This is a genomic window from Sinorhizobium alkalisoli (assembly GCF_008932245.1).
GTDB classification, from domain to species: Bacteria; Pseudomonadota; Alphaproteobacteria; order Rhizobiales; family Rhizobiaceae; genus Sinorhizobium; species Sinorhizobium alkalisoli.
Genome location: NZ_CP034909.1, coordinates 1,027,753 through 1,054,113, shown reverse-complemented (window position 1 = coordinate 1,054,113; position 26,361 = coordinate 1,027,753). Strand labels below are relative to the sequence as shown.

Genomic DNA, 26,361 nt, shown 5'->3' with positions numbered 1-26,361 from the left:
GAACCGCAGACGATTCAACCGTGCCAGGGGCGCTCCTCCGCCTCACGCAAGAGCGGCTTTTCCAGACCGATGAATTCGACGTCGCGGTCGAGCCTTTGCGAATAGGCAGTCGAAAGCCATTTCACCCGATAGCCTGCGTGCTGAAAGAAGCCGACCGCGGCCGCATTCTGCGAATGGGTTTTCACGCTCGCCACTTCGAAGCCGTCGGCGGCAATCCGCCGCTCGACGTCGGCGAGCAGGGCAGAGCCGAGACCCCTGCCCTGGGCGCGCGGATCGATCCACAGATCGGAGATGACGCCGTCCAATTCCTCGCGCGCGGCCCAACCGCAGATGCGGTTCTCGTCCTCGACGAGGAGGACGGTCAGCCAGTGGCTCGCCAGGAAATCGTCGAAGGCGCGTTTTGCCGGGGCGCGCATGGCTGCGACGTCGCCGATGCCGGCAGTCGCCTTCTCCCAGGCGCTTAACCCGACTTCGCAGAGAAGGCCAATTTCATTCTGGCGCGCGTGGCGAATCACAACCATGATGCGGAACCCTTTTCCGCTTCATTACATCATGTCTCCCGCGGCTTGAAGATCGGCGGCCAGGAGCCGGTTACCACCACTTGGCCGGGGTGAAACGACCCGCGGCCTGCTCGATGACGTGGGCGGTCTTGAAGAGCGTTTCTTCTTCAAATGGTTTGCCGATCACTTGCAGACCAAGCGGCAGTCCCTTGTGGTCGAGCCCGCCCGGCACCGCGATGCCCGGCAGCCCGGCCATGTTGACCGTCACCGTGAAGATATCGTTCAGATACATCTTGACCGGATCGGCGGCGAGATCCTCGTCGGCGATACCAAAGGCGGAGGACGGCGTCGCAGGGGTCAGGATGGCGTCGACGCCCGCCTGGAAGGCGAGTTCGAAGTCGCGCTTGATCAGGGTGCGGACCTTCTGTGCGCGCAGGTAATAGGCGTCGTAATAGCCGGCCGACAGCACATAGGTGCCGATCATGATGCGGCGCTTGACTTCCCGACCGAAGCCCGCGGCGCGCGTCTTCTCATACATGTCGACGATGTCCTTGCCGTCGACGCGCAGCCCATAGCGCACGCCGTCGTAGCGCGCGAGGTTCGAGGAAGCCTCCGCCGGCGCGACGATATAATAGGCCGGCAGCGCGTACTGCGTGTGCGGCAGCGAGATGTCGACGATCTCGGCGCCGGCGTCCTTCAGCCAGGCGATACCCTGCTGCCAGAGCGCTTCGATCTCCTCCGGCATGCCCTCGACGCGGTACTCCTTCGGAATGCCGATCTTCATGCCTTTGATCGATTGGCCGACCGACGCTTCGTAATCGGGAACCGGCAGGTCGACGGAGGTCGTGTCCTTGGGATCGACGCTTGCCATCGACTTCAGGAGGATCGCAGCGTCGCGCACGTCGCGCGCGATCGGGCCGGCTTGGTCCAGCGACGACGCGAAGGCGACGATGCCGAAGCGCGAGCACCGACCATAGGTCGGCTTGATGCCGACGGTGCCCGTGAAGGCTGCCGGCTGGCGGATGGAGCCGCCCGTGTCGGTAGCCGTCGCCCCGGCACAGAGATGCGCGGCGACCGCGGCCGCCGAGCCGCCGGAGGAGCCGCCGGGCACGAGATCGAGGTTGGAACCTTTGGCGCGCCAGGGATTCTTGACCGGACCGTAATAGGAACTCTCGTTCGACGAACCCATGGCGAACTCGTCCATGTTGAGCTTGCCAAGCATGACGGCGCCATCGTTCCAAAGGTTCTGGGTGACGGTCGATTCATAGCGCGGCTTGAAGCCGTCGAGAATGTGGCTGCAGGCCTGGGTGTGGACGCCTTCGGTCGCGAAGAGATCCTTGATGCCAAGCGGGATACCCTCAAGCGCCCCGGCCTGGCCGGCAGCGATACGGGCGTCGGAAGCCCTGGCCATCTCTCGCGCCTTTTCCGGCGTCACGTCGACATAGGCATTGATGGTTTCGTTGGCCGCCTCGATCGCGGCGATATAGGCATCCGTCAGTTCAACCGCAGTAATTTCCCTGGCGGAGAGTTTCGCGCGGGCTTCGGCGATCGTGAGGCTCGTGAGATCGGTCATGGTGCAATCGGACTTTCGCAATTCAGGACGTCGGGGCGGGAGGGGCGCGTTATTCGACTACCTTCGGGACGAGGAAGAAATCGCGGTCCGAATTCGGCGCGTTGGCAACGACGTCGGCCGCCTTGTCGCCATCCATGACGATGTCTTCCCGCTTCTTCATCTGCATCGGCGTGACCGACGTCATCGGCTCGACGCCGTCGACATTCACCTCGGAAAGCTGCTCGACGAAGCCGAGGATACCGTTGAGTTCGCCCGTCATCCGTTCGGCTTCCTCTTCGCTGACGGCGATGCGGGCGAGGCGCGCGACGCGCTTCACGGTGGCAAGGTCTACGGACATGATCGTCTCCGGTCTCTCAATATTTCCCCCGCTATAAAGACGAGTTCAATGCTGCGCAACGGGGGAATGTCGCCGAACCGGTTCGCTTCCGTCAGACCGAGACGACGCCGCCGACCTCAGGCGTTGCGACGAGCGTCGAAGCGCCGTCCATGCCGGTGACGAAGGTTTCCGGCGTCTGGTCGATGATCGGAAAAGAGCCGTAGTGACAGGGAATGGCGGTGTGGAACTTGAAATAGCGCTGGCAGGCAAGTGCCGCCACCGCACCGCCCATGGTGAAGCGGTCGCCGATCGGCACGATGCCGATAACCGGCTCATGTAATTCCTGGACGAGTTCCATGTCGGAGAAAATATCCGTGTCGCCCATGTGATAAAGCGTCGGCTCTTCCTCGAAATGAAGTACGAGGCCGTTGGCGTTGCCGAGCGAGTGGGACACTCCGTCCTCGGTGATCTGCGCCGACGAATGCAGCGCGTTGACGAAGGTTGCGGAAAAGCCGCCGAGATGAATCGTGCCGCCGGTGTTGCCCGGCTCCAGCTTCTCGAGGCCCTGACGGCCGAGCCACATGCAGAGATCGTAGTTCGCGACGACGGTGGCGCCGGTCTCCTGGGCGATCGCCACCGTATCGCCGACGTGATCGCCATGGCCGTGAGTGAGCAGGATATGCGTCAGTCCCGCGGTTGCCGCCTTGCGCTCGCTGTCGCGGAACGCCGGATTGCCCGTAAAGAACGGATCCATCAGGATTTTCGCCTTCGCGGTCTCGATGTGGAAGGCGGAGTGACCCAGCCATTTGATCTTCATGACGCTCTCCTCCGGTCACGACGGCTCGCGAATCCGAGCCAAACCATAAACGTGATCGCTTTCTCTGTCAGACAAGCATATGGATCAACCCGACCCAGTGAAAAGATCGAATCGACGAATCCCATGGCTATTCTCACCATCGAAGAGTTGGCGACCCGGCTGCCGCCGTATCAGGCCATCGCCGGGCTCGATCTCGGCACCAAGACTATCGGCGTTTCCGTTTCCGATCTCGGGCGACGCCTCGCGAGCCCGCGCGAGGTGATCCGGCGCGTCAAGTTCGGCATCGATGCGCAGGCGCTGCTGGCGCTGGCGGCGAAAGAAAAGATCGCCGCCTTCGTCATCGGCCTGCCGGTCAACATGGACGGCAGCGAAGGGCCGCGCTGCCAGGCAACGCGCGCCTTCGTGCGCAATATGGGCGAAAGGACGGATATTCCTTTCGTGCTCTGGGACGAGCGGCTTTCGACGGTCGCGGCCGAACGGGCCCTGATCGAGATGGATGTATCGCGGAAGAAGCGTGCCGAGCGGATCGACTCGGCTGCCGCCTCCTTCATCCTTCAGGGTGCGCTCGACAGATTGGCCTTGCTCCCGAAAGACGGAGCGTCCGCCGGCTGATGATGCGCCGCCGGCGTGCCGTAGCGGCGCCGGTACCAGGCCATGATCTGCCGGCGCTTGCGGAGAGCCACGAGGGCGAACAGGACGATTGTGTCGACGATCATCGCCCGCGCGACGAGCGGCGGGATCGTCTCGGGCGGAATCCCGAGAACATGGCCATAGACCCGGAACACCAGGTCGTGCGCGTCGCGCGTCAGCATGAAGATACCGAAGCTCATATCGTAATAGGAAAGCCCGTACCAGCCGGTCAGAAGCACCACCGGACCGCCCCAGAACATCAGAAGCCACTTCATGCGCCCCTCCCTTCGGCCAATCCGCTGAGGAGCGGATAGATCGCCCGGTCGGCCAGAACGACGGCGACGAGAGCGGCCGCCAACGAGGCTATATCGAGCGCCAGCCCGGCAAAAAACATCATCATGATGATCAACAGGCCAGTTCTCACCGAACCGCTCCGTTCCGAATGCATTGAACTCCAGGCCACTATCCCAGCGTCCGGCCGCTCGGCGCAACGTAAACCATTTGTTAAGGTTAATATTCACAGGCAATCCGCGCCTTGCGAGGCACCATCCGGCGCTTTATGGGTAGCACCTACCCCTTGACAGGCCGGCCATGACCATCATCTTCGAAAGCATCCTGCCCATCTTCCTGCTCGTGCTCCTCGGCGTCTGGCTGCGGCGCTCGAACCTTGTCGATCAGGGCATGTGGGCCGGACTCGAGCAGTTCGGCTACTACTTTCTCTTCCCCGCCCTGCTCTTCTCGACATTGGCGAAGGCGGATTTTACCGGGATGAAGGCCGATGCGACGGCCGTCGCCACCATCGGCAGCGTCACGCTGATGTCCTTGGCGCTTCTTTTCACCTGGCCGTTTCTGAGGGCGCGCGAAATCTCCGGCGCCACCTTCACCTCGATCTTCCAGACGGCCACCCGCTGGAACGGTTTCATGGCGCTCGCCATCGCCCAGAAGCTTTACGGCGCGATCGGCCTAAGCCTGACGGCACTGGTCATGACGCTGGTCATCATCCCGATCAACTTCTACAATGTCGCCGTGCTCGTCTGGTTCAACGGCCGCAGCCGCGGGCTCGGGTTCTTCTTCTTCAAGATCCTCACCAATCCGCTGATCCTGTCGTCGGCGGCCGGCATCCTGGTGAACCTCGCCGATATCCCGATCTATGCGCCGGCGATGACGGCGATCGACATGCTGGCCACCGCTTCGCTCAGCCTCGGCCTGATCATGGTAGGCGCCGGACTGAAGATCGCCGACGCGATGAAGCCGAGCGCCCCTGCTCTCCTTGCGGTCACGCTCAAGCTCATCGTCATGCCGGCGTTCATGGTGGGTGCCGGCGTCCTGCTCGGCATCCGGGGCGACGCCTTGCTCGTCATCGCGATCGGTGCAGCCGTGCCGACGGCGATGAATGGCTATCTCCTGGCAAAGCAGATGGGGGGAGACGCGGAGCTTTACGCGGCCGTCGCCACGGTCCAGACGGCCGCGTCCTTCTTCACGATACCGCTGGTGCTCGCGATCACCGGCTATGTCGCGGCCGGGTAGAGCAGATCGAGGATGTAAGAGGAGTCGAAGCGCGAATCGAGCATGCCGTAGGTCGAGCGCCAGCCGGCAGCGAGCCGCGACTCGAGAAACGCGTCGGCGATCCGCCCGGCGCCGAGCCGGTAGAGTTCCGCCGCCGCCGCGGCGAGCGCCAGCTGCTCGACCAGCATGCGGGCAGCCCCCTCGTCGCGCTCGCAGAGCGACATGGCGGCGCGCAGCACCTCGATCGTCTTGCGGCCGGCAGGGCCGAGATCGCGGCTGAAGACGCCGAAAAGCTGCTCGAACAGCTCCTTGCGGCGCCCGAGCACCCGAAGCACGTCGAGCGCCATCACGTTGCCGGAGCCTTCCCAAATCGCGTTGACCGGCGCTTCGCGATAGTGGCGGGCGAGCGAACGCTCCTCCACATAGCCGTTGCCGCCCAGGCACTCCATCGCCTCGTAGATCAGTGCGGGAGCGATCTTGCATGACCAGTATTTTGCGACCGGCGTCATGATCCGTGCATAGGCGGCGTCCTCGGCGCTGCCATGCGCCTTGTCGAAGGCGTCGGCGAGGCGGAACGACAGCGCGCTCGCGGCCGCGACATCGAGCGCCATATCGGCGAGCACCCGGGTCATGATCGGTTGGCTGACGAGCGCCTTGCCGAACACCTTGCGGCCGCGGGTGTGATGCACCGCTTCGGCAAGCGAGGCGCGCATCATGCCGGCGGAAGCGAGCGCACAGTCGAGCCGCGTCAGCGTCACCATATCGAGGATCGTGCGGATGCCGGCATCCGGCGCTCCGAGCAGGAAGCCGAACGTGTCCGAGAACTCGACCTCGGAGGAGGCGTTGGAGCGGTTGCCGAGCTTGTCCTTGAGGCGCTGGAAGCGCAAGCCGTTGGCCGAACCATCCTCGAGCAGCCTCGGTACCAGGAAGCAGCCAAGGCCGTCGCGGGATTGCGCCAGCATCACGAAGGCATCGCTCATCGGCGCGGACATGAACCACTTGTGGCCATTGAGCCGATAGATTCCCTCGCCGACCCGTTCCGCAGTGGACGTGTTAGCGCGCACATCCGTACCGCCCTGCTTCTCCGTCATGCCCATGCCGATGGTAACGGCGGATTTCTGCATCCATGGCCGATTGGACGAGTCGTATTTGCGCGACAGGATCTTCGGCGCCCATTCCTTCTGGACGGCGGGCGAGGCGGTGATCGCGGCAACGGACGCGCTGGTCATCGTCAGCGGACAGAGATGGCCGCATTCGAGCTGCGCCGTCAGATAGAAGCGGATCGCCCTCACCTTGTGCGAGCGGCCGCGCTCGTCGGGCAGGCTCTCCCAGGCGGAGGAATGCAAGCCCGTCGCCATCGACCGGCGCATCAGCGCGTGCCAGGCCGGGTGGAACTCGACCACGTCGAGGCGTTCGCCGCGCGGCCCATGGGTCTTCAGCTTCGGCGCGCCCTCATTCGCCATGCGCGCCAGCTCCTGCGCCTCGGGCGAAGTCACATGGCGGCCGAGCGCGTCGAATTCGTCGCGCAGCGTCTTAGGCATGCCGGAGGTGAGATCGACCATCAAGGGATCGGATCGATAGGCATTGACGCCGGACCAGGGCTTCGGCTGGTTCAGTTCCGCAAGTTTCTGTTCGGTCCGGCTCATCTGATTCATGAGCCGGTTCTAGCGCAAGTTTCGCGGGTGCGAAACAGGCCTGCAGAAAGAAGGCGTGGCCCCGACAAGTTTTCTCGAGAAGAGCTGGCGCGCCGCTTGCCGCATCCCGGACCACGTTCTATAGAGCGGGCCAAATCCCAGCATGCAAGGGCGGCCCATGATCACTTTCCCGCATCGCCACCTGCTCGGCATCAAGGGGCTGACGGAACAGGACATCACGCTCCTGCTCGATCGCGCCGACGAAGCCGTGAAAATCTCCCGCCAGAGGGAGAAGAAGACTTCCACCCTCCGCGGACTGACGCAGATCAATCTTTTCTTCGAGGCTTCGACCCGAACGCAATCCTCCTTCGAACTCGCGGGTAAGCGGCTCGGCGCCGACGTCATGAACATGTCCGTCGGCAACTCCTCCGTGAAGAAGGGCGAGACGCTGATCGACACGGCGATGACCTTGAATGCCATGCATCCCGACGTGCTCGTGGTGCGCCATTCATCGGCGGGCGCTGCGGCCCTGCTGGCGCAGAAGGTCTCCTGCTCCGTCGTCAACGCCGGCGACGGCCAGCACGAGCACCCGACGCAGGCGCTGCTCGATGCACTGACGATCCGCCGCGCCAGGGGTACGCTCGCCAGGATCATCGTGGCGATCTGCGGCGACGTTCTGCATTCACGCGTCGCCCGCTCGAACATCCTGCTGTTGAACCAGATGGGGGCGCGCGTGCGCGTGGTGGCGCCGGCGACATTGCTTCCCGCAGGGATCGAGCAGATGGGCGTGGAGGTCTACCACTCCATGGCCGAGGGCCTGAAGGATGCCGACGTGGTCATGATGTTGAGACTGCAGCGCGAGCGCATGGCCGGTTCCTTCGTGCCTTCGGTGCGGGAGTACTTCCATTATTACGGTCTCGATGCGGAGAAGCTGAAAGCCGCCAAGGAGGATGCGCTCGTCATGCACCCCGGCCCGATGAACCGCGGCGTCGAGATCGCCTCGGACATCGCCGACGGGCCCCAGAGCGTCATCGAGCAGCAGGTGGAAATGGGCGTCGCCGTGCGCATGGCCGTGATGGAGACGCTCCTTCTTTCCCAGGGGCTTTCCCAGAACCAGGGGCCGCGCCCATGACCAGACCACTCGTTCTGCAGAATCTGCGGATCATCGATCCCTCGCGAAATCTTGATGAAACCGGCACCCTCATCGTCGGTGGCGACGGCCGCATCCTCGCGGCCGGGAAGGATGCACAGAACCAGGGCGCCCCGGCCGGTGCCTTCGTCAAGGACTGCGCCGGCCTCGTCGCCGTGCCCGGCCTCGTCGATGCACGCGTCTTCGTCGGCGAACCGGGCAGCGAACACCGCGAGACGATCGAATCGGCCGCGCGCGCGGCGGCGAGCGGCGGGGTCACGTCCTTCATCGCCATGCCCGACACCGATCCGGTCATCGATGACATCGCGCTTGTCGAATTCGTGCAGAAGGCCGCCCGCGACAAGGCGCTCGTCAACGTCCATCCGTCCGCCGCGCTTACGAAGGGCCTGCTCGGCGAAGAGATGACCGAACTCGGACTGCTCAAGCATGCGGGCGCGGTCTGCTTCACCAACGGCCGGAAGCCGGTCCACGATACGCTCGTGCTTCGCCGCGCCATGACCTACGCGCGCGAGATCGGGACCGTGATCGCGCTCGAGGCCCGCGACAAATATCTCGGCGCCAACGGCGTCATGAACGAAGGGCTGCTCGCGAGCTGGCTCGGCCTTCCGGGCATTCCGCGCGAGGCCGAGATCATTCCGCTCGAGCGCGACCTGCGCATTGCCGGACTGACGCGGGCCGCCTACCACGCCGCCAAGATTTCCGTTCCGGAATCGGCAGAGGCCATCCGGATGGCGCGGCAGCGCGGGGCAAACGTCACCTGCGGCATCTCCATCAACCACCTGACGCTGAACGAGAACGACATCGGCGAGTACCGGACATTCTTCAAGCTATCGCCGCCCTTGCGCGGCGAAGACGACCGCATGGCGATGGTCGAGGCGCTGGCGGACGGCACGGTCGACATCATCGTCTCGTCCCACGACCCGCAGGACGTCGACACCAAGCGGCTTCCCTTTGCGGATGCCGCCGATGGTGCGGTCGGCCTCGAGACGCTCGCGGCCGCGGCACTCCGCCTCTACCACAGCGGTCAGGTGCCGCTGATGCGGCTGATCGATGCGCTGTCCACCCGACCGGCGGCGATCTTCGGCCTCGAAGCGGGCACGCTGAAGCCCGGGGCGAAGGCCGACTTCGCCATACTCGACCTCGACGAGCCCTGGGTTCTCTACAAGGAAGCGCTGGTCTCCCGCTCCAAGAACACGCCTTTCGAAAATGCGCGCTTTACCGGGCGGGTCGTGCAGACCTATGTTGCGGGCAAGCTCGTACACGCGGTGTGAGAGCAAGCGGTTAAGCGGGGGACAACCGGTGGACATTCTTTCCTGGCAGTTGGGGCTGCCTGCAACACTCCTGTGCCTGGCTTTCGGCTATCTCCTGGGATCGATCCCGTTCGGCCTCATCCTGACCCGCATTGCGGGGCTCGGCGATGTCCGCAAGATCGGCTCCGGCAATATCGGCGCAACGAATGTGCTGAGAACAGGCAACAGGAAACTTGCCGCTGCAACGCTTCTGCTCGATGCGCTGAAGGGTACCGCGGCAGCGGCGATCGCCTCCTATTGGGGAGCCGAAGCGGGGATCGCTGCCGGATTTGCCGCCTTTCTCGGGCACCTCTTCCCGGTGTGGCTTTCCTTCAAGGGCGGCAAGGGGGTCGCCACCTATATCGGCGTGCTGCTCGGTCTCGCGCCCATCATGATGCTTGCTTTCGCTGTGATCTGGCTCGCGGTGGCAAGGATCACGCGTTACTCCTCGCTCTCGGCGCTCGTCGCGACCGCCATCATTCCGGTGGTGCTCTACGCAACGGGATCTGAAAAGGTCGCACTGCTCTTTGCCGCAATGACCGTCATCAGTTGGATCAAGCATCGGGCCAACATCCAGCGGCTCCTGAGCGGCACGGAAAGCCGGATCGGAGAAAAGGGATAATGCGGAACGGCAGCGCTCGACCACCCGGAATCGCGCTGACGGAACGGCAGAAGATCGCCTGGCTACGGCTGATCCGCAGTGACAATGTCGGCCCTGCGACGTTTCGGGACCTGATCAATCATTTCGGCTCCGCCGAGGCCGCTCTCGAGGCGCTGCCGGAGCTTTCCCGCCGTGGCGGCGCTGGCCGGCCGATCCGCGTGGCCTCGCTCGCCGATGCGGAACGCGAACTCGAAGCGGCGCATCGTTTCGGTGCCGTCTTCATCGGCATCGGCGAGCCCCACTATCCGCAGGCTCTCAAGGAGATCGATGGAGCTCCCCCGCTCTTGGCCGTCAAGGGCAATCCAATGGTGGCGACCCGCCCCTCGCTCGGCATCGTCGGCTCCCGCAATGCCTCCGTCAGCGGCGTCAAATTCGCGGCGATGATCGCCCGCGAGGCCGGGGCTGCCGGTTACATCGTAACCTCCGGCCTCGCCCGCGGCATCGACACCGCCGCCCATCGTGCGAGCGTCGAGACCGGCACGATTGCGGCGCTTGCAGGCGGTCTCGACCGGCCCTACCCGCCGGAGAATATCGGGCTGTTGCAGGAAATCACCTCCGGGGCGGGTCTCGCGATCAGCGAAATGCCCTTCGGCTGGGAGCCGCGCGCCCGCGACTTCCCGCGGCGCAACCGCCTCATCGCCGGCGTCAGCCTCGGCATCGCCATCATCGAAGCCGCCAACCGTTCCGGCTCGCTGATCACCGCCCGCTACGCCGCCGATTTTGGCCGACTCGTCTTTGCGGTGCCGGGCTCTCCGCTCGATCCGCGCTGCCACGGCACGAACGACCTCCTGAAGCAGGGGGCGACCGTGACCACTTCTCCTGCCGACGTCCTCGAGGGCTTGGCCCCGCTCAGCCGCGACGACCTTTTTTCGCGCCTGGACATGAAGGAGCCCTCGATCGAGGAGAGGCCGATCGCTCCGGCGGCATCGACGGCGAAGAGCGCACCGGGCGACAGCGACCGCGCCCGGATCGTCGAGGCACTCGGGCCAACGCCGGTCGAGATCGACGACGTCATCCGGCATACGGGGCTTTCCGCCTCCGAAGTCTATCTCGTGCTTCTGGAGTTGGACCTTGCCGGCCAGCTCTGCCGCCATGGTGCCAATCTGGTCTCGCTCGTCTCTGTCGAATAGGGTCGAGGCATCCGCCTGGCAAGGCCGACGCACCGATCAGACCTATGAGTTGGACAACGTTTAGTTGATAGATTTCGGCACTTGCCACTTGATTGCGAGCGACCGGGATACCGCTATTTTGATATAACCCCTTGACCGCGCCTGAATCCCTGTCCATTTCGTGGCGTCGAAGTTCGGCGCATAAGGGCTTGCGCCTTGCCATAAGAGTTGTGTCAGAGAATGACGATGAATGTTGTAGTGGTGGAATCGCCTTCCAAGGCCAAGACGATCAACAAGTACCTGGGCCCCGGCTATAAGGTGCTTGCTTCGTTCGGCCATGTGCGGGACCTGCCGGCCAAGGACGGTTCGGTGCGACCGGACGAGGACTTCGAGATGTCGTGGGAAGTCGATGGCGCCTCGGCCAAGCGGATGAAAGACATTGCCGACGCCGTGAAGTCGTCCGACGGCCTGATCCTGGCGACCGACCCGGATCGCGAGGGTGAAGCGATTTCCTGGCACGTGCTCGACCTTCTCAAGAAGAAGAAGGTCATCGGCGACAAGCCGGTCAAGCGCGTCGTCTTCAATGCGATCACCAAGAAAGCGGTGCTCGACGCGATGGCGGATCCGCGCGACATCGACATCTCGCTGGTCGACGCCTATCTCGCCCGCCGCGCCCTCGATTATCTCGTCGGCTTCAACCTTTCGCCGGTTCTCTGGCGCAAGCTTCCGGGCGCCCGTTCGGCCGGCCGCGTGCAGTCGGTGGCGCTGCGCCTCGTCTGCGATCGCGAGGCGGAGATCGAGCGCTTTGTGACGGAGGAGTACTGGAATATCTCCGCCCTCCTGAAGACGCCGCGCGGCGACGAATTCGAGGCGCGGCTGGTGTCGGCCGACGGCAAGCGGTTCCAGCCGAAGGCGATCGGCAATGCGGAAGAGGCCAACCGGCTGAAGGCGCTGCTCGACCGCGCCAGCTATGTGGTTGAAAGCGTCGAGGCGAAGCCGGTCAAGCGCAATCCGGCCCCGCCCTTCACCACATCGACGCTGCAACAGGCCGCCTCCTCCAAGCTCGGCTTCTCGGCGTCGCGCACCATGCAGGTGGCGCAGAAGCTCTATGAGGGCGTCGACATCGGCGGCGAGACCGTCGGTCTCATCACCTATATGCGTACCGACGGCGTGCAAATGGCGCCGGAGGCGATCGATGCGGCGCGCCGGGCGATCGGCAGCCAGTTCGGCGACCGCTACCTGCCGGAAAAGCCCCGCTTCTATTCGACAAAGGCCAAGAACGCTCAGGAAGCACACGAGGCGATTCGCCCGACGGATTTCTACCGCACGCCCGAGCAGGTTCGCCGTTTTCTCGACGGCGACATGCTGAAGCTCTACGACCTCGTCTGGAAGCGCGGCATCGCCAGCCAGATGGCCTCGGCCGAGATCGAGCGGACGACCGCCGAGATCACGGCTGACAATGGCGGCAAGAGGGCCGGCCTCAGGGCGACCGGCTCGGTCATCCGCTTCGACGGCTTCATCGCCGCCTATACGGACATGAAGGAAGACGGCGAGCAGGCGGAGGATGGTGAAGACGGTGGCCGCCTGCCGGAGATCAACGCCCGCGAGAGCCTCGCCAAGCAGAAGATCGATGCCAGCCAGCACTTCACCGAGCCGCCGCCGCGCTATTCGGAAGCAACGCTGATCAAGAAGATGGAGGAGCTCGGCATCGGGCGCCCCTCGACCTATGCCGCGACGGTCACGACGATCGTCGACCGCGACTATGTGGCGATCGACAAGCGCAAACTGGTGCCGCAGGCGAAAGGCCGGTTGGTCACGGCCTTCCTCGAGAGCTTCTTCACCCGCTACGTGGAATATGATTTCACCGCGTCGCTCGAAGAAAAGCTCGACCAGATTTCCGCCGGCGAACTCAACTGGAAGGACGTCCTGCGCGAATTCTGGAATGATTTCTTCTCGCAGGTCGAGGACACCAAGGAACTGCGCGTCACCAATGTGCTCGATGCGCTCAACGAGGAACTGGCACCGCTCGTCTTCCCGAAGCGCGAAGACGGCGGCGATCCGCGTATCTGCCAGGTCTGCGGCACCGGCAAGCTGTCGCTGAAGCTCGGCAAATACGGTGCCTTCGTCGGTTGCTCCAACTATCCGGAGTGCAACTACACCCGCCAGCTCTCGTCCGAAAGCAACGGCGAGGCGGAAGCGGCTGTATCGAACGAGCCGCAGAGCCTTGGAAAGGATCCGCATACCGGCGAGGAAATAACGCTGCGCAGCGGCCGCTTCGGTCCCTACGTGCAGCGAGGCGACGGCAAGGATGCGAAACGTGCCAGCCTACCGAAGGGCTGGACGCCAGCCACGATCGATCACGAAAAGGCGCTCGCCCTCCTCTCGCTGCCCCGCGATATCGGCGCGCACCCGGAATCGGGAAAGATGATCTCCACCGGGATCGGCCGCTACGGACCCTTCGTGCTCCATGACGGCACCTACGCCAACTTGGAATCTGTCGAGGACGTCTTCTCGATCGGCCTCAACCGCGCCGTCTCGGTACTGGCGGACAAGCAGTCGAAGGGCGCAGGAGCGCGCGGGCGCACCGCAGCGGCTCTCAAGGACCTTGGGGAACATCCCGAGGGCGGCGCGATTACGGTGCGCGACGGACGCTTTGGTCCCTACGTCAACTGGGGCAAGGTGAACGCCACCCTGCCGAGGGGCAAGGATCCGCAGTCGGTCACCGCAGAAGAGGCACTTGCCCTGATTGCCGAGCGCGCCGCCAAGGGTGGCGGAACGAAGGGCAAGACGTCCAGGAGCAAGGCATCGGCCGCAGGGGCGAAGAGCGCCGGCTCGAAGGCGGCAAAGCCCAAGTCCGGCGCCAAGGCGAAAACCAGGACGGCCGCCACGGCCAAGAAGGACTGAACTTGACCAGAATCCCGCGCGATCCGACGGAACGACCTGCCAGAGACGCCGGCAGGAAACAGTCACGCGCGGCCAAGCCGGCGCACGCTGCAGGCGAGACGATCATCCACGGCGCGGTGCCGCCGCGCGACGTCCTGTTGCGCTTCATCTCCGAGAATCCGCAGCAGGCGTCGAAACGCGAGATCGCCAAGGCCTTCGGTCTCAAGGGCGAGGCGCGAGTTGAGCTCAAGGCGGTTTTGCGCTCGCTTGAGGAGGATGGGCTCGTCGAGAAGAAGCGCAAATCGCTCCTTCGTCCCGGCGCCCTGCCCCCGGTTACGGTGCTCGACATCACCATCCGTGACATCGACGGCGAACTGATCGGCCGTCCGGCCGAATGGCTGGACGACGACGGCGTCGCGCCGGCGGTGCTCATCAAACAGCCGAGCGTCGCGAAAGGGAAATCCAAGACACCCGTCGCCGGTCTCGGCGACCGGGTGCTCGCCAAGATCTTCCCCGCAAAGGACCGTGGCGGCCCGGCCTATACCGGGCGCGTCATAAAGGTTCTCGATAAGCGCAAGGATGCGGTTCTCGGAGTCTTCCGCTCGACGCCCGGGGGCGGCGGGCGGCTGTTGCCGATCGACAAGCGTGGCGAAGAATTGCTGGTCGATCCGGATTTCACCGGAGATGCCGCGGACGGCGATCTTGTCGAAGTGCATCTGACCCGCCTCGGGCGCTACGGGCTGCCGCGGGCCCAGGTGCAGAACGTGATCGGCTCGGTCGCTTCCGAGAAGGCGATTTCGATGATCGCTATCTACGCGCACGGGATTCCCCACCTCTTCCCCGAGCGCGTGCTGAAAGAGGCCGACGCGGCCGAACCGGCGTCGATGGCGCACCGTGAGGACTGGCGCCCGCTGCCGCTCGTCACCATCGACCCGGCGGACGCCAAGGACCATGACGATGCCGTCCATGCCGAGCCGGATCCCTCGCCCGACAATCCCGGCGGCGTCATCGTCACCGTCGCGATCGCCGACGTCTCCTGGTATGTGAGGCCGAAGTCCGCGCTCGACCTCGAGGCCCTGAAGCGCGGCAATTCCGTCTACTTCCCGGATCGCGTCGTGCCCATGCTCCCCGAGCGCATCTCCAACGACCTTTGCTCACTCAGGGAGGGCGTCGACCGTCCGGCGCTCGCGGTGCGCATGCGGTTCTCGAAGGAAGGCCGGAAAGCCGGGCATAGCTTCCATCGCATCATGATGCGCAGCGCCGCCAAGCTTTCCTACAACCAAGCCCAGGCGGCGATCGACGGGAACCCGGACGACAAGACGGGTCCGCTCCTCGAACCGATCCTGAAGCCGCTCTGGGAAGCCTATCGCACCCTTACGCGCGGCCGGGAGCGGCGCCAGCCGCTCGAGCTCGATGTGCCGGAGCGCAAGATCATCCTGAAGCCGGACGGCACGGTCGATCGGGTCTTCGTGCCGGAACGACTCGATGCGCACAAGCTGATCGAGGAAATGATGATCCAGGCCAACGTCGCGGCCGCCGAGACGCTGGAGCAGAAGCGGCAGGCGTTGATCTACCGCGTGCACGACCAGCCCTCGCTTGCCAAACAGGAGAGCCTGCGGGAATTCTTGGCTACGCTCGACATCCCGCTCGCCAAGGGCGGCAGCATGCGGGCGAACAGTTTCAACGGCATCCTGGCCAAGGCCGACGGCAAACCCTACGAGACCATGGTCAACGAAATGGTGCTGCGCTCCCAGAGCCAGGCAATCTACAGCCCGGAAAACATCGGTCATTTCGGCCTCAATCTGATGCGCTATGCCCATTTCACCTCACCCATCCGGCGCTATGCGGATCTGGTGGTGCACAGGGCTCTGGTCGCCTCGCTCGGTCTCGGCGAAGGCGGCTTGACACCGCAGGAGGAAGGCGCGCTCGATGATATCGCCGCCGAAATCTCCACTTTCGAACGGCGCGCGATGGCAGCCGAACGCGATACCGTCGACCGGCTGATCGCCCATCACCTGAGCGGCCGCGTCGGCGAGGAATTCGACGGACGCGTGTCCGGCGTGACCAGGGCGGGACTTTTTGTCACGCTGCCTTCCTATGGCGCCGACGGCTTCATACCTGTATCGACGCTGGGACGCGACTACTTCATCTATGACGAAGCCCACCAGGCGATGTCCGGTGAGAAAACCGGCCTCGGCTACCGCCTTGGCGACCCCGTGCGCGTCAAGCTCGCCGAAGCGGTGCCCCTTGCCGGCGCGCTTCGCTTCGAGATGGTGAGTGAAGGGCGCAAAATGCCAACTGCGATGCGCTCCTTCCACAAGGCCGGCCGGCGCAATCGTGTAAATGCGGGCAAGCGGCCGGGCACGCGACCGCCGCGCGGCAGACGCTGATCCGTCCTACAGCGCCGCGCGTCTTGTTAGACGCGCAAAGGTCGCTGTAGCACTTTGAATTGCTGCATGTCTTTGTCCTTTAACCGAGGTCGATCAAAGGAGACATGCATGAGGGACGTGGCCCCCGTTCGGCACGAAGGATTTTGGACATGAAGGCAACGGCGACGGATATGCTTCAGTTCGGTGGTGCGGAAAAGGACGAACGGCCGGTCGGCCGCTCCATCAAACGCGGGCTTTTCGGCCGGTGCCCGGCCTGCGGCAATGGCCGGCTGTTTCGCAGCTTCGTCAAATCGGTCGATGCCTGCGCGGCTTGCGGCGAGCGCATGGATCATCACCGCGCTGACGACTTCCCACCCTATATCGTCGTGACGATCGTCGGTCATCTGGTGCTGGGCGGCTACATGATGACCGATCTGATACTGCCGCTTACGACCTGGCAACATCTGGCGTTTTGGGGGCCGGTGACGCTCGCAAGCGCGATCGCGCTGATGCAGCCGGTGAAGGGCGCGGTCATCGGTCTGCAATGGGCCTTGAAAATGCACGGCTTCGGCGGCCACGCGGACGAGCCGGAAGATGGTTTGCCGCCGCGAGACCCCTCCGCATGATGCGTGAGCGCGGTCGCGCTTCCCTGCCACGATCGCCGGTGAGCAAACATCCTGCGATCCGGCCGCGGGACGCGGCATCGATCATGCTGCTCGACCGGTCCGGTGGTACCGTGCGCGTGCTGATGGGCAAACGCCACAGCGCCCATGCCTTCATGCCGGATCTCTATGTGTTTCCCGGCGGCCGCTGCGACCCTACCGATTATCGGCTCCCATTCTCCGGCGACCTTCACCCGGCGGTTCTGCACGCGCTGAAAGCGACCGTTGGCCGACCGCTCACCGAGGCGCGCGCCAGGGCACTGGCACTTGCGGCCGTGCGGGAGCTCTATGAAGAGGCTGGCGTAAGCCTCGGAAGCAGGCACGAGGGGGCGCACGCCCCGCTTCCCTTTCTTCCCGACCTCACAAACTTGCGCTATATGGCTCGGGCCATCACTCCTCCGGGACAGCCGAGGCGTTTCGACACCCGCTTCTTCGCGATATTCGCGGACGAGGCCGAACTCGATCCGTCCGACGTTCTGGAAAGCCGGGAGCTTCAGGATTTGCAGTGGATCGACGTGAACGACTGTGCTCTTAGAATACCCGAGATCACCGCAATCATTCTCGCGGATCTGAGGCATGCCCTCGAATCCGATCCCCTGCTTCCCCGGGAAATACCGATACCGTTCTATTCCATGCGCCATCGGCGCTTCGTCCGCACGCTTCTCTAGAGCCGTATACGTTCACCCATGTTTGCGCTCTTGCCCTATTCGTATGTCATTGCCGCATTTCAGCGACGTCAGGTGAACCCACCTGGCGGCAAAATGTTCTAGGAACCTGACGAAATGTCGAAGCCGCTATCCGGAAAGCCTGCGCCGGTTGACGAAATCCACTGGCCCTCGCTGATCGCGGCTGTCGCCTCCATCACCTCCGTCGGCATTGCCATCGGCCTGGGGCTGCCGCTGCTCAGCATCATCATGGAGAAGCGCGGCATTGCCTCGACGCTGATCGGGTTGAATTCGGCAATGGCCGGGCTCGCCTCGATGGCGGCCGCCCCGCTCACGACCAAACTCGCGCATCGCCATGGCGTCGCGCCGACCATGCTGCTGGCAATCGTTCTTGCTGCCGCCAGCGCGCTCGGTTTCTTCTACATCACCGATTTCTGGCTCTGGTTTCCGCTCCGGATCATCTTCCACGGCGCCATCACCGTGCTTTTTATTCTCTCGGAATTCTGGATCAACGCGACGGCGCCGCCAAACAAGCGCGGCTTCGTTCTCGGCATCTACGGCACCGTGCTTTCCCTCGGCTTTGCCAGCGGGCCGCTGCTCTTCTCCATCCTCGGCAGTGACGGCATCCTGCCATTCGCCGTCGGTGCCGGCGTCATCCTGCTCGCCGCGATCCCGATTTATCTCGCGCGTAACGAAAGCCCCGTCATAGACGAAAAGCCGGGGCGGCATTTTATGCGCTATGTCTTCCTGGTGCCGACGGCGACCGCGGCAGTCTTCATATTCGGTGCGGTCGAATCGGGCGGCCTCTCACTTTTTCCGATTTTCGCGACACGCGCGGGCTTCGGCGAGTCGCAGGCCGCGCTCCTGCTCACTGTCATGGGTGTCGGCAATTTCATCTTTCAGATCCCGCTCGGGATGCTCTCCGATACGGTTAAGGACCGACGCACGCTCCTCTCCGCGCTGACGCTGATCGGCCTCGTCGGCGCGCTTTTCCTGCCCCTGCTCGTCGAAAGCTGGTTCCTGATGGCGCTGGTGCTGCTCTTCTGGGGCGGATGCGTCTCCGGGCTCTATACGGTCGGCCTTAGCCATCTCGGCTCGCGGTTGCAGGGTTCGGATCTTGCCGCGGCCAATGCCGCCTTCGTCTTCTCCTATGCCGTCGGCACCGTCGCAGGGCCGCAGGCCATCGGAGCAGCCATGGACGTCACCGGCAATAACGGTTTCGCCTGGACCATCGCCGCCTTCTTCGGGCTTTATGTTGTGCTTTCCATCGCCCGGATCGTTTTGAAGCCAAAACGGCCTTGACTTTTCGGGCGCGATTTGTAGTTTCGCGCCAACTTGACCGTGGCCCGCATCCGGTTGTTCACGGCTTTCATTTTCTATAAAGGCAGGACGACCATGGCGAAAGCTACCACCATCAAGATCAAGCTGCTGTCGACGGCCGACACGGGTTTCTTCTACGTCACGACCAAGAACAGCCGTACCATGACGGAAAAGATGACGAAGACGAAATACGACCCAGTCGTCAAGAAGCACGTCGAATTCAAGGAAACGAAGATCAAGTAAGATCATCGTTTCCTTATTTCGCAGGCGCCGACCGCAGGGTCCGGCGCCTTTTCTTTTGAAGACGGCTCTCGCGAGTTGTGCAATTTAACCCAAGCGAGCCACAGCGATCCTTTAAAATGACGCGCGGCGCTGCAAGCCGAAGCTACGCCACGTTGCGCGCGCCCGCAGAACTCACGGCTCAGTATAGGCGCCTGCGACTTTTCGGACACACAAGCGCAGCCAAGAGGTCTCGAAGCGCCGCGTGGGCGCTTCAAACAGTTTCGATCCGGGACGGCAGGCGGTAAACTCGCGCCATTCGTATCCAAGGAAAAACGCCACCTTCTTTCCGAAGCGGCGTTTTCAAAGGGGGTCGGCTGGTCCCAGCAGCGGCACGAGGAATCCGCAGACGCCGGAAGCCAGCCGACCGACCCCACGACCCAGGAGATGCGGCGGACCTGAGCATCATGGGGTAACGAATTGGTAATGGAAGTCGCACTTCCATGCCTATGAGCATTGCCTGAAACTAAAAAAAAATCAACGAATTCTTAATCACCGAAACAGGCTTGCTCGGTGTTTGGTTAATTTCTGTCCCGTATTCGGACGAATCCGAACGGGGCGCCCATGGAAGATGCTTTGCCCCAGCACCAGCGACGGCGCAACGATACAACCTTTAAGGAAGTTGGCAAGAGCAGACAAAGGCGGTCTGATGCGCCGCTTACCGACCGCAGACTGCTGCGCGCGGTGCTGCGGACAAAAGCGATGAGAGCAGACCTGCTCAAGCTGCGGCGGCGACGACCCTGTTTCGCCCATTGTTTTTCGCGTCGTAGAGCGCCACGTCGGCCCGCTTGAGCAAGGCTTCGGGCGTATCGCCCTCCGGCCGCAGGCTGGCAAGCCCGAGGGATGCCGTCACGCTCAACACCGCGTCGGCGCGGGCAATTTCGAAACCGCGGCTTGCAACCATCAGCCGAAGCCGCTCGGCGACGACCGCGGCCATCTCCGCCGGGGTATCGGGCATGACGATTACGAATTCCTCGCCGCCGAAGCGGCATGCGAGATCGGCGCCGCGGACAGTCGCCCGCACCCGGCTGGCAAATTCGCGCAGGACTTCGTCGCCGGAGTCGTGACCATAGGTGTCGTTAACCTGCTTGAAGCGGTCGATATCGGTGATGCAGATCGACAACGGCCGTCCGCGTGCCATCGCCCGATCGACGAGCAGCTTCAGATGACTGTCCAGATAACGGCGATTGTGGAGGCCGGTCAGATCGTCGGTGATCGCCAGTTCGATTGTCTGCTGCACGCTGGCGCGCAGCCGATCGTTGCACTGCTTCCGACGGATCTGCGTGAGGCAACGGGCGAGCAGTTCGTTGGGATCGACTGGACGCATGATATAGTCCGTTACCCCGAGTTCGAGCGCGCGCACGATCAACTCGTCATTGCCCTGGTCCGCAACGAGCAGAATCGGGATGAAACGCGTCCGCTCGAGAGAGCGCAATTGCGAGCAGAGACGCAACGGGTCGTAGTCGTCGAAATTCGCGTTGACGATGACGAGATCGAAATCGCTCTCGGCGGCTTCGAAGAGAGCGGCCTGCGGCTCGGCCATGACCGAGACTGCGGCAATCGGCTTCAGGGCCCTCAACAGCCGCTCCTGCGACGAGGCGCGGCCATCGACAAGGAGCACGGAACCGGGCTCGTCCGGTCGGTCCTGCCGCAGCAGTTCCTGCAGCCCGATCGTGTGCGTCGTCTGCGCCCTGAGGCGCAGCTCGTCGCTGACGTTCTTCAAGCGTACGAGGCTTTTCACCCGCGACATCAGTTGCAGGTCATTGACGGGTTTCGTGAGAAAATCATCCGCGCCGGCCTTCAGCCCGCGCACGCGATCGGAAGGCTGGTCGAGTGCCGTCACCATGACCACGGGAATATGCGCCGTTCGGCTATTCGCTTTCAGCCTCTCGCAAACCTCGAACCCGTCCATGCCCGGCATCATGATATCGAGCAGCACGAGATCCACCGGCGTCGTCTCGCAAATCGCGAGGGCTGAATGTCCGTTTTCGGCGGTCAGCACGTCAAAATACTCAGCCACGAGCCGCGCCTCGAGGAGCTTCACATTGGCTGGTACGTCATCGACGACGAGGATACGCGCAGTCATATCAGTTTCCCTGCACTTCAGGCGTCGCCCAGGTAGGTCTTGATTGTTTCAATGAACTTGGGAACGGAAATCGGTTTAGAGACATATGCTTCACACCCACCTTGGCGAATCCGTTCCTCGTCGCCCTTCATGGCGAAGGCGGTTACGGCAATAACGGGAATGACGTGCAGCTCGTCATCTTCCTTCAGCCATTTGGTCACCTCGAGACCGGAAACCTCGGGCAGCTGGATGTCCATCAGGATGAGGTCTGGCCGGTGCTTGCGCGCAAGTTCTAGCGCTTCCATGCCGTTGCGCGTCTGGATCGTCGCGTAACCCGAAGCCTCAATCAGGTCTCGGAAGAGCTTCATGTTCAGCTCGTTGTCCTCAACAATCATCACCTGTTTGGGCATGTCGATCCCTTGCTGTCTGTCGCCGCCTTGCAAGTCCCTTTTAGAGATATAAGCTTCGCAGTTGGCGACTCGACCCATTCCGTCATTCGCGAGGCTAGCGCTATTTGGTTGAAAAAGAGGTAAACCCGGCCGCCAAATGAAAAGAGATTCAACACGATGAAGAGCGCTGACGAAACAGCCATCGCCATTCTGTCCTGGCTCACGAGCGAGCCGGAACTCATGTCGCGCTTTCTGGCGCTCTCCGGTACCGATATCGGCTCGCTGCGCCAGGCGGCTGGCGATCCCGGCTTCCTGGGCGGTCTCGTCGCCTTTCTGATGGAGCACGAGCCGACGCTGATGGCGTTTTGCGCCGGGACCGGAACGCCGCCGGAAGACGTGGTCAGGGCACACCAGGCCTTGTCCGGTCCGGCGGATTTTGCGGACGGCTGAGCGTAGCCATGTGGCAACCAGGAACCGGCATCCGTCTTTCCGACCGGCCGCTGATCGTCAGCGATGTCGATGAGGTCGTGCTCGAATTCCTGACGCCCTTCATGGCTTTTTTGGAGGCTCGGGACCATGCACTCCTTCCCCGCTCCTTCCGCCTTTCCGGCAACATAGTCGATCGGGTAAGCGGCGAAGCGGTGAGCGACGCGGCGGCGGAAGCGCTGCTCGACGCCTTTTATGCGGCGCAGGACCGGTGGCAGACGCCCGCGATGCAGGTGGTCGAGACGCTGAAAGGATTTTCCGGAGAGGCCGACATCGTCTTTCTGACGGCGATGCCGCCGCGTCACGCGGCGGCCCGCCGCCGGCTGCTCGACGCCCTCGATCTTCCGTATCCGCTGCTCGCCTCCGAAGAGCCGAAGGGACCGCTGGTCAAGCGCCTGCATCAAGCGCGCGATCTGCCGCTCGCCTTCGTCGACGATATTTTGCGCAACCTCCACTCCGTGCGGGAACACGCTCCAGGCTGCCTCCTCATCAACCTGATGGCGAACGCGGAATTTCGCGCCCTTGCACCCGCACCCGGCGTCGACATCCGCGTCGCCGCGGACTGGCCGGAGGCGGCGGAGCTGATCCGCGTCCATTGTCGCGCCCGTCCCGACGCCTGCTGAACCGCCCTTCAGCGCCGCCCGGCCGGGGCAAGTCATTACGGCGCGAACCGTCATTGCCTCAATTCCAATCGCATCAGGGGCCTGCCGTCCTTGCGCCGTGCCACGATCTCGAAGCCGGCGGCATCGAAGATCGTCGTCGAGCCGATACAGAGCGCGACGGATTTCGACTGCTTGGCATGGTCGATCGGACAGGCGTCGAGATACCGGGCGCCGGCAGCCCGGGCATGCGCGATTGCAGCCGTGAGCATGCGATGGCTCAACCCCTTGCCGCGCAAGGGCGAGGAAAGAAAAAAGCAACTCAGCGCCCAGACGCTCTCATCCTGCGCCTCGCTTGCTTGCAGCGGACGCGAAACGGTGCGTGGCGAATTGAATTGCGGCACGTCGGAGCGGGGGCCGACCTGGACCCAGGCGACCGGCTCGCCCACATGATAGCCGAGGAGGCCGGGCGGTGGTCTCGCCTCGATCCTGCGCCTCATGGCGTCCTTGCGTTCTCCGGCGCTCATCCTCATTCGAACGGCGTGCGGCAGGCGCAACGCTACGCACCAGCAGCCGCAGAACGCGCCTTGCGGGCCGAAAAGCCTCTCGAAGTCCGGCCAGCGATCCGCTGTTGCCGGCGCAAATTGCAGGGCGACATCCAATGAAGCCTCCAACGCCCGCTCACCACCACAGCGCCGCACGTCTGTCAGACACGCAAGCTCGCTGCATGATTCCGCCCTTAAATCGGTTCCGATTTAAGGAATCATGCAGTAGCGTAGAGCGTAAAGTCGCCCCGTTCAACATTTGTTCCCAGACATGCGAGACAGCGCTGTACCGATTTCCGGCCTCTGCCGAGACTGCCTGAAAGACCAGGCAGCCCTCGCCCGGCGGTGTCGCGCCTGCGGCAGTCCGCGTCTCCTGCACCACGCCGAACTCGATCGGCTCACTCTGGCGCATATCGACTGCGATGCCTTCTACGCCTCGATCGAGAAACGCGACAATCCAGAGCTCGCCGACAAGCCGGTCATCATCGGCGGCGGCAAACGTGGCGTCGTCTCGACCGCCTGCTACATCGCCCGCATTCATGGCGTGCGTTCGGCCATGCCGATGTTCAAGGCGCTCGAGGCCTGCCCCGAAGCGGTGGTGATCACGCCGAACATGGAGAAATATTCCCGTGTCGGGCGCGAAATCAGAAGCATGATGCTGGACCTGACTCCGCTCGTGCAGCCGCTGTCGATCGACGAGGCTTTCCTCGACCTGAGCGGCACCGAGCGGCTGCACCACGCCGCGCCAGCCCGGACGCTCGCCCACTTCGCCCGGCGCATCGAGCAGGAAGTCGGCATCACCGTCTCCGTCGGCCTCTCCTACTGCAAGTTCCTCGCCAAGGTCGCCTCCGACCTGCAAAAGCCGCGCGGCTTCTCCGTGATAGGACAGGCCGAGGCCGTGGATTTCCTGAAGGACCGTCCGGTCACCTTGATCTGGGGCGTCGGCAAGGCCTTTGCCGCGACTCTCGAGCGGGACGGCATCCGCACGATCGGGCAGTTGCAGACGATGGAAGAAGCAGAACTGATGCGCCGCTACGGCACGATGGGCCGGAGGCTTTACCGGCTGTCGCGCGGCCAGGACGAACGCATTGTCGAGACGGATGGGGAGGCCAAGAGCGTTTCATCCGAAACGACCTTCAACGAGGACCTGTCTCGCCCGGAGGAACTCGTCTCGCATCTCAGGCGCCTCAGCGAGCAGGTAGCCCTCAGGCTGCGCAAATCCGAACTCGCCGGTCAGACCGTCGTCCTGAAATTGAAGACGGCGGACTTCAAGAGCCGTACGCGCAACCGGCGGCTGGAGAGCCCAACCCGCCTTGCCGACCGCATTTTCCGCATCGGCCTGCAACTGCTCGAGCGGGAACTCGACGGGACGAGATACAGGCTGATCGGCATCGGCGTCAGCGATCTTTGCGATCCCGTTCACGCCGATCCGCCGGATCTCGTGGACCCCTTGGCAACGCGGCGGGCGGCCGCCGAGGAGGCGATCAACAAGCTGCGCGACAAGTTCGGCAAGACCAGCGTCGAAACGGGCTACACCTTCGGTCAACGGCGCCGCGATCAATAGCCCGTGATGGAAGGCGCCGATTCAATTCCTTAAATATTGGAGGATAGCCTCGCTCGACAAGTCTGGCGTGTTACGGCTTGCATGCCGTTTGCAGGCGCCACCGTCGCAAATGAGGGTTTATCTTGCGTTCCACTCTCGGGATAGGGCTCGTCGTCCTCGCCGTGTCTTTGTCATCCGCCGCAGCAGCCGGCAAGTCGCCATTGCAGATCGTGATATCGCGCCAGCGGCAGTCACTCGCCGTCTATGACGGCGATCGAGTGATCGCCACCTCGAACGTGTCGACCGGCAGAGCGAACCACAGGACTCCGACAGGCATCTTTTCGATCCTGGAGAAGCGCCGGCACCACGAATCGAACATCTATTCCAATGCGCCTATGCCGTTCATGCAGCGGCTGACCTGGTCGGGCATCGCCCTGCACGGCTCGAACCACGTGCCGCACTATCCAGCCTCGCACGGATGCGTACGGCTTCCGGACCGCTTCGCCGCCGATCTCTTCCAGATCACCGAGCGCGGCATGCACGTGGTCATAGCCGAGCGGGAGGTCGCCCCCATACGGGTTTCGAGCGACGTGCTCTTCCAGCCGAACCAGGCAAGGCCAGCGGCGCCGCTTGCCGACGTGCCCCTGCGCCCCGCTCTTGGTGATCTCGCGACCGGCAGCATTGAGGTCGCGACAGCCGAGCGATCTCCGCTACCGCCCTCGTTCGAACGGGACGGGGCGCCCATTCGCATTCTGATTACCCGGCGCGGCATGCGAGAGAGCGTGCGCGACCTGCAGATGCTCCTGAACGCGCTCGGCCACGAAGCCGGCGAGCCGGACGGTTACAGCGGCCCCGCGACACGCGCCGCCATCCGTGCCTTCCAAGTGGCCGAGGGCATGCCGGCCGATGGCGAAATCACCCCCGAGCTACTCCAGGCGGTCTTCCGCAAGGCCGGCCGCGGGACGCCGCCGAACGGGATCCTGCGCGTACGCCGGGCGTTCCAGCCGCTCTTCGAAGTCGATATCGACATCGCCGAGCCCGGAGTGGCGCTCGGCACGCATTTTCTGCAGTTTCAGGAACTCGACCCCTATTCGGGAGAAGGCAAATGGTTCGGTCTTTCTCTGGATAATGCGCTGACGAATGCCACGAAAAAGCGCCTTGGGATCACGACCGATGCGGACACCAGCGATTTCAACGCCCTGAAGCACACGCTCAACCGCATCTCGGTGCCGGAGGATACGCAACGGCGCATTGCATCCCTTCTTGCCGATGGCTCATCGCTTTCGATCTCCGATACCGAGAGCGGCATGGAGACCGGTGTAGGAACCGATTTCATCATCATCACGCAACCGTAAGCGACGGCTCACGGTC

26 protein-coding genes are annotated in these 26,361 nt (G+C 63.5%); 16 read left to right on the top strand and 10 right to left on the bottom strand.

Annotated features, from left to right (window positions below):
* Positions 1–14: 14 nt before the first annotated feature.
* The 4 genes from EKH55_RS05185 to EKH55_RS05170 all read right to left on the bottom strand — a co-directional run bounded on the left by EKH55_RS05185 (position 15) and on the right by EKH55_RS05170 (position 3,206).
* Complete coding sequence (locus EKH55_RS05185) at positions 15–521, bottom strand: GNAT family N-acetyltransferase (protein WP_151611119.1); 507 nt, start codon at positions 519–521, stop codon at positions 15–17.
* A 70-nt stretch (positions 522–591) separates the two neighbouring features.
* Positions 592–2,073: an Asp-tRNA(Asn)/Glu-tRNA(Gln) amidotransferase subunit GatA gene (gatA, locus tag EKH55_RS05180; RefSeq protein ID WP_069460781.1), complete on the bottom strand. Its 1,482-nt coding sequence runs from the start codon at positions 2,071–2,073 to the stop codon at positions 592–594.
* Between the two features lie 49 nt (positions 2,074–2,122).
* Entirely contained in the window at positions 2,123–2,410 is a 288-nt protein-coding gene (gene gatC / locus EKH55_RS05175; protein ID WP_034854016.1) for an Asp-tRNA(Asn)/Glu-tRNA(Gln) amidotransferase subunit GatC, read from the bottom strand.
* Positions 2,411–2,501: 91 nt separating this feature from the next.
* Positions 2,502–3,206, bottom strand: coding sequence for a metal-dependent hydrolase (locus EKH55_RS05170; protein ID WP_151611118.1), 705 nt, complete (start codon positions 3,204–3,206; stop codon positions 2,502–2,504).
* 123 nt (positions 3,207–3,329) lie between these two features.
* Here EKH55_RS05170 and ruvX point away from each other — a divergent pair, with 123 nt between their 5' ends.
* Positions 3,330–3,818: a Holliday junction resolvase RuvX gene (gene ruvX / locus EKH55_RS05165; RefSeq protein ID WP_069460779.1), complete on the top strand. Its 489-nt coding sequence runs from the start codon at positions 3,330–3,332 to the stop codon at positions 3,816–3,818.
* On the opposite strand, the gene EKH55_RS05160 is transcribed toward ruvX, so the two are convergent.
* Together EKH55_RS05160 and EKH55_RS05155 are read right to left on the bottom strand one after the other, a co-directional pair.
* The gene (locus tag EKH55_RS05160) at positions 3,761–4,111 is read right to left on the bottom strand and encodes a DUF6105 family protein (RefSeq protein WP_069460778.1); all 351 of its coding nucleotides are present in this window, start codon (positions 4,109–4,111) and stop codon (positions 3,761–3,763) included. The genes ruvX and EKH55_RS05160 overlap by 58 nt on opposite strands.
* Positions 4,108–4,260, bottom strand: a complete 153-nt coding sequence (locus tag EKH55_RS05155; protein WP_106407952.1) for a hypothetical protein — start codon at positions 4,258–4,260, stop codon at positions 4,108–4,110. The genes EKH55_RS05160 and EKH55_RS05155 overlap by 4 nt, the downstream gene beginning before the upstream one ends.
* 167 nt (positions 4,261–4,427) lie before the next feature.
* On the opposite strand from EKH55_RS05155, the gene EKH55_RS05150 reads away from it, so the two are divergent.
* Positions 4,428–5,363, top strand: a complete 936-nt coding sequence (locus EKH55_RS05150) for an AEC family transporter (protein ID WP_069460777.1) — start codon at positions 4,428–4,430, stop codon at positions 5,361–5,363.
* Here EKH55_RS05150 and EKH55_RS05145 read toward each other — a convergent pair.
* Positions 5,345–6,997, bottom strand: coding sequence for an acyl-CoA dehydrogenase family protein (locus tag EKH55_RS05145; RefSeq protein ID WP_151611117.1), 1,653 nt, complete (start codon positions 6,995–6,997; stop codon positions 5,345–5,347). The two genes, EKH55_RS05150 and EKH55_RS05145, sit on opposite strands and share 19 nt — an antisense overlap.
* Positions 6,998–7,154: 157 nt before the next feature.
* Here EKH55_RS05145 and EKH55_RS05140 point away from each other — a divergent pair, with 157 nt between their 5' ends.
* From EKH55_RS05140 to rpmG, 10 genes are all read left to right on the top strand, one after another.
* Positions 7,155–8,108: an aspartate carbamoyltransferase catalytic subunit gene (locus tag EKH55_RS05140; protein WP_069460775.1), complete on the top strand. Its 954-nt coding sequence runs from the start codon at positions 7,155–7,157 to the stop codon at positions 8,106–8,108.
* Positions 8,105–9,397, top strand: coding sequence for a dihydroorotase (locus EKH55_RS05135; RefSeq protein ID WP_069460774.1), 1,293 nt, complete (start codon positions 8,105–8,107; stop codon positions 9,395–9,397). Before EKH55_RS05140 ends, EKH55_RS05135 begins: the two co-directional genes overlap by 4 nt.
* 28 nt (positions 9,398–9,425) lie before the next feature.
* Positions 9,426–10,037, top strand: coding sequence for a glycerol-3-phosphate 1-O-acyltransferase PlsY (plsY, locus tag EKH55_RS05130; RefSeq protein WP_069460773.1), 612 nt, complete (start codon positions 9,426–9,428; stop codon positions 10,035–10,037).
* The gene (gene dprA / locus EKH55_RS05125) at positions 10,037–11,206 is read left to right on the top strand and encodes a DNA-processing protein DprA (RefSeq protein WP_069460772.1); all 1,170 of its coding nucleotides are present in this window, start codon (positions 10,037–10,039) and stop codon (positions 11,204–11,206) included. Before plsY ends, dprA begins: the two co-directional genes overlap by 1 nt.
* A 225-nt stretch (positions 11,207–11,431) precedes the next feature.
* The gene (gene topA / locus EKH55_RS05120; protein WP_151611947.1) at positions 11,432–14,089 is read left to right on the top strand and encodes a type I DNA topoisomerase; all 2,658 of its coding nucleotides are present in this window, start codon (positions 11,432–11,434) and stop codon (positions 14,087–14,089) included.
* A gap of 2 nt (positions 14,090–14,091) precedes the next feature.
* The gene (gene rnr, locus EKH55_RS05115) at positions 14,092–16,458 is read left to right on the top strand and encodes a ribonuclease R (protein ID WP_069460771.1); all 2,367 of its coding nucleotides are present in this window, start codon (positions 14,092–14,094) and stop codon (positions 16,456–16,458) included.
* A 149-nt stretch (positions 16,459–16,607) separates the two neighbouring features.
* The gene (locus tag EKH55_RS05105) at positions 16,608–17,063 is read left to right on the top strand and encodes a DUF983 domain-containing protein (RefSeq protein ID WP_069460770.1); all 456 of its coding nucleotides are present in this window, start codon (positions 16,608–16,610) and stop codon (positions 17,061–17,063) included.
* Positions 17,060–17,767, top strand: coding sequence for an NUDIX hydrolase (locus tag EKH55_RS05100; RefSeq protein WP_069460769.1), 708 nt, complete (start codon positions 17,060–17,062; stop codon positions 17,765–17,767). Before EKH55_RS05105 ends, EKH55_RS05100 begins: the two co-directional genes overlap by 4 nt.
* Before the next feature lie 114 nt (positions 17,768–17,881).
* Positions 17,882–19,066 (top strand): MFS transporter, encoded by a 1,185-nt coding sequence (locus tag EKH55_RS05095; protein ID WP_069460768.1) that lies wholly within the window; start codon positions 17,882–17,884, stop codon positions 19,064–19,066.
* A gap of 93 nt (positions 19,067–19,159) precedes the next feature.
* Positions 19,160–19,327: a 50S ribosomal protein L33 gene (gene rpmG / locus EKH55_RS05090; RefSeq protein WP_034795357.1), complete on the top strand. Its 168-nt coding sequence runs from the start codon at positions 19,160–19,162 to the stop codon at positions 19,325–19,327.
* A 754-nt stretch (positions 19,328–20,081) separates the two neighbouring features.
* Here the strand turns inward: rpmG and EKH55_RS05085 are convergent.
* Together EKH55_RS05085 and EKH55_RS05080 are read right to left on the bottom strand one after the other, a co-directional pair.
* Positions 20,082–21,449 (bottom strand): PleD family two-component system response regulator, encoded by a 1,368-nt coding sequence (locus EKH55_RS05085; protein WP_069460767.1) that lies wholly within the window; start codon positions 21,447–21,449, stop codon positions 20,082–20,084.
* 17 nt (positions 21,450–21,466) lie between these two features.
* Positions 21,467–21,838, bottom strand: a complete 372-nt coding sequence (locus EKH55_RS05080) for a response regulator (RefSeq protein WP_003537642.1) — start codon at positions 21,836–21,838, stop codon at positions 21,467–21,469.
* Positions 21,839–21,994: 156 nt separating this feature from the next.
* On the opposite strand from EKH55_RS05080, the gene EKH55_RS05075 reads away from it, so the two are divergent.
* Together EKH55_RS05075 and EKH55_RS05070 are read left to right on the top strand one after the other, a co-directional pair.
* A complete protein-coding gene (locus tag EKH55_RS05075) occupies positions 21,995–22,267 on the top strand; it encodes a DUF3572 domain-containing protein (protein ID WP_151611116.1) in 273 nt (90 codons plus the stop codon).
* A gap of 8 nt (positions 22,268–22,275) precedes the next feature.
* Positions 22,276–22,926: a hypothetical protein gene (locus EKH55_RS05070; protein ID WP_069460765.1), complete on the top strand. Its 651-nt coding sequence runs from the start codon at positions 22,276–22,278 to the stop codon at positions 22,924–22,926.
* Between the two features lie 50 nt (positions 22,927–22,976).
* Here the strand turns inward: EKH55_RS05070 and EKH55_RS05065 are convergent, their stop codons facing one another.
* Entirely contained in the window at positions 22,977–23,564 is a 588-nt protein-coding gene (locus EKH55_RS05065) for a GNAT family N-acetyltransferase (protein WP_069460764.1), read from the bottom strand.
* A gap of 154 nt (positions 23,565–23,718) precedes the next feature.
* Between EKH55_RS05065 and EKH55_RS05060 the strand changes: the two genes are divergently transcribed.
* On the top strand, positions 23,719–25,011 hold the full coding sequence (locus tag EKH55_RS05060) for a DNA polymerase IV (RefSeq protein ID WP_069460763.1): 1,293 nt from the start codon (positions 23,719–23,721) through the stop codon (positions 25,009–25,011).
* Positions 25,012–25,133: 122 nt separating this feature from the next.
* Positions 25,134–26,345 carry a L,D-transpeptidase family protein gene (locus EKH55_RS05055; RefSeq protein ID WP_151611115.1) on the top strand — a complete coding sequence of 404 codons (1,212 nt, stop codon included), beginning with the start codon at positions 25,134–25,136 and terminating at the stop codon, positions 26,343–26,345.
* Positions 26,346–26,361 lie beyond the last annotated feature (16 nt).